Raw genomic sequence first — 7,326 nt, forward strand, 5'->3', positions numbered from 1 at the left:
AGTCCCGCTCGGTCTGCCGCGACGATATCGAGCATGTCATCCCAGCGCAGCAGCAGCCCCGTCTGCAGCTCCGCCAGCTTCAGCCGATCCCGCCGGTCCGGCCCGCCACGCTCCCAAGCCTTCACACTGGGTCCCTTCCGCGCCTCCAGCGCCTTGTCGATCCGTGTCAGCGCCGGCCCGCTCAGCTCCACCATCCCGCAGCTCGCCAGCAAGGACATCCCCGCCACCAGCACCACCGCCCGACGCCACGATGCCACAGCACCGCCGCCGCAAAACCGGCCACCACTCACCACATCGGCATCCACATCGCTTGGCTTCATGAGAAGGCGGGATCGAAGCATCGCATTCGCCGGCCGCAAGCACCCGGCCGCAATTCCCCAAGATCCAAGCTCATCCCCCGCTCCACCGCAAGCTCACGCCAGAGAAGTGCGGAGTTCTCGCATTCGTCATTTCCCCCAAACACCGCACTCGCCACTCCCCACTCCCCACTCCGCATTCCTCCCATTTCCGCGAAAGATCCTCCCCCTAACTCCCGTGCCCCCCAGCCCTGCCAGACAAGCCCCCTCATCCTCCTTGCAGGAACGCCCGGACCACCCTTGAATCCCGCCGCCACAGGCTCAAGCGCGCTCCGCCGCGCCCCAGCCCCCACAAGGCACGGCCCCGATGTTTTTGCTCACCAAGGTATTCCAGCTCCGGGACAAGGCGAACCCCGACAACGAAAAGCCGTTCCTCGAACATTTGGATGACCTCCGGGTCATGATCACCCGTTCGCTGGTGGTCCTCATGATCGCCACCGTCGGCTGCTTCATGCTCCAGGACAAGTTGATGACCTTGCTCCGCAAGCCCATCGATGAGGTCCAGGAGATCCACAGCGTCAAGCTCCTGCCTTCCACCATCACCCCCGACCAATGGGAGATGGCCAAGAAGGTCGAGCACGCCTCACAATCCTTCGAGGGCCAGCACCGCGCGATCTACCTTGCGGAGTTTGATGCTGCCACCCTCCACAATGTGGAGCTCGTCCGCTTGCTCCGCGCCATCGCCAGCTTCCCCGGGAAGAAGGACGACGCCGAGCGAATCAAAAGACAGGAGACCTTGCTGGCGAAGCTCGCCCAGCCGGACGATGCCAAGGTGGTGGCGGACATGATGAGCAAGGGTGCCAGCCCGGAGCTCGACGAGCGTGGCAACCTCAAGATGCTCTCCACGCTCAAGCCCACGGAGTCCTTCATGCTCTCCATGAAGCTGGCCTTCTTCGCTGGCATCGTCGTCTCCTTCCCCTTCCTCCTGCTCTTCATCCTGCAATTCGTCCTGCCCGGCCTGCACGAGCATGAGCAAAAGGTCCTTTGGCCAGCCCTTGGCATCGGCTTCGGGCTCTTCCTCTTCGGCGTCTGCTTCGCCTACCTCTTCGTCCTCCCGCGCGCGCTCACCTTCTTCTACGAATGGAGCACCCAGATGGGCGTCTCGAATGACTGGCGCATCGGCGAATACGTCACCTTCGCCACCCAGTTCACATTGCTCTTCGGCCTCTCCTTCGAGCTGCCCGTCGTTGTCATGGTCTTCGTGAAGATCGGTCTGCTCACGTACGAGACCATGCGCAAGACGCGGTCCTACGCCATCCTCACCATCTTCGTCGTCGCCGCCATCATCACCCCCACCCCGGATGCCTTCACCCTCTGCCTCATGGCCGGGCCCATGTGCATCCTCTACGAAGTTTGCATCTGGCTCGCCTACTTCGATGAGAAGAAACGCCTCGCCCGCGAAGCCGAGGAAGAACGCCAGCGCGGCGAAGAAGACCGCGAACGCCTCGAGCGCCTGCTCAAGGACGAAAAGGAAAAGGAAGCCGAGGCCGGCGACAAGCCAGCCTCGACCACCGACGCCAACACCGCAGCCGCAGTGGCCGCAGCCGCCAGCGTAGCCGCCCTGCCCATCCCCGATTCCCTCACCGGCCACGGGGAAGGCAACGGCGCCAGGTCTGACTCCGATGCCAACTCTCTAACGGCAGAAGAAAAGACCTACGCCAGCCAGACCGGTCACGGCGATCCCGCCGGCGATCACCCCCACGAAGGCGGCGAGGAAGAAGACCGCAGCGACCACACTCAGGTCCAGCATCCCCAGCCAAGGGCCGCAACCGGAACCGAACCCTGGGACCCCTCCGCGAACGAAGAAGGCTGGCAAGCCGGCAAGGACAGCCAAGCCGAAGCCGAGACTAACAGCCCGTCCCCAGCCGCCGACTCCGGCACCACCACCCCTGCCAACGGCGAGCACAAGCCCAGCGCCCTCACCGACCACCTCGGCGACATCCCCGAAGTGCCCGAAGGCGACGGCGACCTCGACGACACCCCGCCCCAGAGCATCCCCGGCGAAGAAGCCCGGCGCATGAGCAACCTGGGCGGCGAGAGCGACCGTGACCGCCAAGACGACGGCAAGGACCCCGAGAAAAAATAAGCGCCTAACCTCCCCCGTGCCCAACCCAGTGGCAGCCCCACTGGGTGCGCTGGCTTTAGCCGGCCTGGAAAGTCGGGTGCCTTCGCTAAGGAGCGGGGACCTTACTGTCCCCGGGAGCGGTCCCTGACTGCCCGCCCCGCGGACGGATGACTGGGTGCGCCGGCTTTAGCCGGCTCGAATGCTCGGGCGCCTTGAATAAGGAGCTGGGACGAATGCCACGTGATTAAGACCGCTTTCGTCAATCCCGGTTCGCTTGTGGGGTGCCTTGCTCTGAGAACGGCAACGCCGTTCCCTCATAAAGCCCAGGGTGACGCGATGCCGTCCTTCCCAGCCCACAGGGCGCAGAAGGACGGCATCGCGGCTACCCTGGGACAAGCGCCAACCCAATTCGAACCCCGAAGCGGGTTCCCTCAGTCCGGATTCACGCGATACTCCCCGCAACGACCGACCCGGGCCGCCTCTAACCGCGAGACGATCCACGAAATGGATCTTAATCACGTGGCATTCGAGCGGGGACCTTACTGTCCCCGGAGCGGTCCCCAGCAGCCCGCTCCACCTAACCAGCACCACCACCCCGCGCCCTCCAACCTTGGACTGCGGAGGCTTGCCACCGCCTTCGGCAGGCAGCTTGCTGCCGTGAACCCACCGCAACCGACTCCCTAACACTATCCCGCCCTCTCCCGATCCCGAAGGGATCACACCCCCGGGCCCGGACTAACAAGCCCATCGGTCCAGAAGGAGCCCTGCAGCGGTAATCCTCAGAGCTGCTTAAGTTTCAAAACTGTACGAAGCCCATCGTAAGAAAGATGGTAAGGTGTGGGTACCGATTGCCCAAGCTCGATCTCTCGAATTTCGTAGGCGGCCTCTATCCCTTCAATTAGCGCCGCAAGAGATGCTTCCCCTTCATCCTTAGTAAGTGCATGACGTTCGTTAAGCGCCTCGAGATGGCGGGCGAACTCTTGATAAGTTTCGTGGGAGAGAGTCAATCTGAGGCCAAGTGCGTAGGCAGCACCCGCAGCGCTTGAAAACTTTCTGAGCTGGTAGGCATCGTAGAGTCCAATGAAAGAGTTGAGCAGGCCACTTAACCCAAATCCGACATCTTTAACCGATGGAGGCCGCATCTCGGTACCGTCAGCAAGAGAGACGGCGTGCAACCAAACGCTTGTGGCGCGACTGGATATGAAACCCTCACAAGTTGCCCACTCAGTGTAAAAAGCTCGATTCCCCTTCGCTTGCCCGGAGGACTTTCTGAACACCATCGCGCTTAGTTCAGCTTGGCCCGCGGATCTGTAGAGACTGGCTAGCTTAACTGCCAAGAATGAGTTTTTTGGATCGGTTGCTAGTGCGGCATTGGCAAGTACTACACCCAAAGATTGGTTTCCTTCATCGAAAAACCTTGAAGAAAGGAATCGCCACTCCTTGAGATTCGGGACAAGGTGACCTTCTTCGTTTTCAATTATAGCAGCTCTAACAAGATCCATAAGAACCGACTCGACTTCAAAATCGAATCGAGACAAAGCGATCTCCGAAGCTGCCTCCGCAATTGCTCGATGTCTGGTTAGTACGTATTGTCCGTAAGCGCTTGCAGCCGCTTCCTCCCCAAGTGGCCCAAGTATACGGCGGCGCAGCCGCGACTCGTCGAGTCCCAAGGCCCTCGCTAGAACCGGTTTTGAGAGAAACAGAACGTTGAGCGCATGTGGGATCGCAATATATGCGAAGGCGTCCAGTAGCGTTTTTCCCGGAAGTTCTTGGATCTTCCGAGTTTCAAGGCGTCCCATCAGTGATGCCACGTGGTCTTTGAGTGCAACGCCCACGCGCACGCGAAGCATAGCTCCGAGAAACGCACCATCAGGAACCGTAGCTTCGATACGAGCAGCCTCCATCAGTTGAGCAACGGCGTCCTCCTTCGAGGCCCCAGTCAGCCGTCCTAAGCCTCTACTCCCGAATTGGGTCCATGATTCGACGATGCTCTCTGCATCTTGCTCCTCAAGGCCTTTCATCCGTCTTTCGGATACCTTTGCAAGCTGTCCCCACGCGTGATCATTGCCTCCAGCATTGATCCAATCAGTGTCACGAGCCGTTAGTAGAATATTGATCTTGGAGTTCCGAGGTATAGCTCGCAATCCGGCGTATATATCCCCGACGAGATTGTCCGCTTCATCCGCAGCGATTAGCCAACTTTCCTTCGCGGCTGCCAAGGCCACTAAAAAATTAGAGGGCAATCCTTTTTCAGGATTACGTCGCCACAAAACTCGAATACCACGCTCTCGATATGCAACGAGAAGGGTTTGAAGCAATACCGTGGATTTCCCCTCCCCTCCAGCCCCCAGTAAGAGCGTAAGTTTACTTTCCTGTTGCTCTGCTGAATCACTCGCAAGTGATACGAGATCCGCAACCATGCCTCTCTTCGCGATTTTGCCCGCGAGAATGTCCTCCCACTCCGGCACACGACCCTCAAAATATTGAAGAACTCGCTCTTCACTCGCGCCTTCGCTTTTCTCTGCCAAGAACACTTCGTTGACGACAACCCAGCCATCCGGAACCGCAACTGATTTTTCGGCCGACTGGCTCGAAGTTTGTTTGGGTGCCAACCCCATGGATATCTCCCAGAAATCTCCGCCTTTGCGGCGAAGATCTTCTGACACAGCCTCTGTATCAAGAATCCACGAATCGTCCTCACGGTGCCACTTCTTGGGACGCAAAGCCACAGTATTGGTCTTTCTTGTGTAGCCTCCCCAAACAAGCCTCGGAACCCAAATCTCATCATTGCGGGCAGAGAAACAACACCCGGCTTGCAACGAGAGAAGTGGCGACACCCCTCTTATGGTGCCGCTGAACTCCGTTTTGTGAAGATGGCCGCAGAGATATAGGGTATTGCTCCGCCGAAGAATGGCATCTACCTGTTTCGCATGACTTGGCAGCCACCAGTCGAGGGGGTGATGCCCCAGAGTAAAAATGAGATCGCATTCTCCAAGGTCCCGTAGTCCGGCCTCGACCATCTCTATTCCGGCTGTCAATTTTTCCTTCTCAGGCTCTGGCCCGCAAAACCATGCGGTGTTGATGCATAGGACTCCCACCTTTTGCTGTGCCAATTCAAATTTTCTAGAGAGAACGCCAGCATTGGAGGTGACCCATGGCTCGGTCTCCAAGTACCATTTGCATTCATCGAATGCCGCGAATCTCGCGAGCAGAGGCTCTCTTTCTTCGCGACCTTCCGCGGTTGGGTCGAGGAAATTCGGGACGTCCGATAAAATGCCCGATCGTTTGATGGCTCGTGCCTTCGATCTGTCTACGTCGTGATTGCCGGGAATAATGAAAACCCTTTTAAAGTAATCATCTCCCAGCATCTCCTGAAGCGGAACGATGAACTCGGCATCAAATAGTTTGAATTCGTCGCTACGACCTTTGTTCGCAATGTCTCCAGTGATGAATACGAAATCCGGCTTTCTCTCGTTGTCGCCCACCTCGCGAAGGATCTTTCGGAATAGGGAAATTTGCGCATAGCTATCTTTCCCAACATGAAAATCCGACAAGTGGAGCCACGTTAAATCACAATTCTGCATGTCGATGGAGGGTTTCGGTTCAGCTAGCAGGAGGCCCTCCCATGTGCCCATACGCGCCAATGGCGTTCAAGGAAAACTGCGCGATCGGCGCTGTCCTATCGAGGAAAGCCACCCAAAGCGGCTGTTAGGAGGATTTACTCATCGAAGTACAAGAAGCCTCTGCGTGCATGATCAATCCCCCTCCAAAACCACCGCCGTCCCCGAAGCGCAGATCATCAGCATCGCCGCGCCCACGGTCTCGTAGTCGACATCGACTCCGACCACGGCATCCGCCCCGAGGGCCGAACCTGCTAGATCATCTCATCCATCGCGATCTGCCGGCGCCGCCTCAGGTAGGTCTCGTAGGCACCCGACCTGCCTCCGGCGATGTCCCGAAAGATGTTAGTGCCGGGAATCGCCTCACCGAAGCAGGGTCGCAAGGAAAGGCATGGAGGCACCACGAATCGGACGAATCCAACGAATGGGAGCGGATGCGGGAGCTTGCTTGCGGCGATGGATCGGGCACTGCCGGGGTGGGGATGGAAGAGTTCTTGGTGATGGGTGGATCGGCCTAGAACTTGTGTTGCCTTGGAGCGGCTGAGTTCGCACGGAAAGCGGCGATGCCCGCGCGCACTCCCAAAGCGACCGTGCCGCGAACGGGGGCACAGATCGCGGATCACGCCGGTACTTTCTCCAGCTCCCATTCGTCAGATTCGCCCGATTCGTGGTGCCTCCCTGCCTTTCCACCGATCACCGATCACCGATCACCGATCACCGATCACCGATCACCGATCACCGATCACCGATCAGCCGGCACATCTCCCCGCCTTTCCTGAAAACCAATCACTGAACACTAGCAAACTTCCCCGCCCCCGCCCAGAGTCCCGGCCATGCACTCCATGACCGGCTTCGGCCGCGGCTCCGCCACCACCGACGAAGGCACCGCCACCGTCGAAATCTCCTGCGTGAACCGCAAGCAGGCCGAAGTCGTCCTCCAAGGCCCGCGCGAGCTGCTGGAGCTGGAGGCCAAGATCCGCAAGGCCGTCCTCACCCCCATCTCCCGCGGCCGGATCCAGGTGAACATCCAGTTTGAGCCCGCCAAGGGCAGCGGCGCAGCTGGCGACGCGGTGAACGTCGACCTCCGCCTGGTGGACGGCCTCGAAGCCGCCTTCGACAAGATCTCCGAGCGCGCCGGCCGCCGGGTCGCCGCGGAGGCCGCCGACTTCCTGCGGGTCCAGGGCCTGATCCGGATCGAAGACAGCGGCTTGGGCGCCGAAATCGCCTGGCCGGCGATCGAGCGGGCCCTGGAAGTCGCGCTCGAGCAGGTGCTCGCCATGCGCCA

General features: G+C 59.6%; 4 protein-coding genes and 1 pseudogene. 2 read left to right on the forward strand and 3 right to left on the reverse strand.

Annotation, left to right across the window (positions count from 1 at the left end):
• Window positions 1-320: hypothetical protein (locus BV071_RS06845; RefSeq protein ID WP_035604012.1), on the reverse strand; the 320-nt coding region annotated here is incomplete at its 3' end.
• A gap of 343 nt (window positions 321-663) precedes the next feature.
• Between BV071_RS06845 and tatC the strand changes: the two genes are divergently transcribed.
• Window positions 664-2,442, forward strand: coding sequence for a twin-arginine translocase subunit TatC (gene tatC / locus BV071_RS32595; protein WP_052572996.1), 1,779 nt, complete (start codon window positions 664-666; stop codon window positions 2,440-2,442).
• Between the two features lie 758 nt (window positions 2,443-3,200).
• Here tatC and BV071_RS06855 read toward each other — a convergent pair.
• Together BV071_RS06855 and BV071_RS35225 are read right to left on the reverse strand one after the other, a co-directional pair.
• Entirely contained in the window at window positions 3,201-6,056 is a 2,856-nt protein-coding gene (locus BV071_RS06855; RefSeq protein ID WP_035604015.1) for a metallophosphoesterase family protein, read from the reverse strand.
• Between the two features lie 120 nt (window positions 6,057-6,176).
• Window positions 6,177-6,379, reverse strand: a pseudogene (locus tag BV071_RS35225) (heavy metal-binding domain-containing protein); the annotation flags it as partial.
• Between the two features lie 495 nt (window positions 6,380-6,874).
• On the opposite strand from BV071_RS35225, the gene BV071_RS06865 reads away from it, so the two are divergent.
• The coding region (locus BV071_RS06865) for a YicC/YloC family endoribonuclease (protein WP_035604018.1) at window positions 6,875-7,326 on the forward strand (452 nt) is incomplete at its 3' end.

Origin of the sequence: Haloferula sp. BvORR071 (assembly GCF_000739615.1) — a bacterium.
Classification (GTDB): Bacteria; Verrucomicrobiota; Verrucomicrobiia; order Verrucomicrobiales; family Akkermansiaceae; genus Haloferula.

Coding starts and splice junctions, on each gene's coding strand:
- tatC (WP_052572996.1), top strand. CDS start 664: ATGTTTTTGCTCACCAAGGTATTCCAGCTCCGGGACAAGGCGAACCCC.
- BV071_RS06855 (WP_035604015.1), bottom strand. CDS start 6,056: ATGGGCACATGGGAGGGCCTCCTGCTAGCTGAACCGAAACCCTCCATC.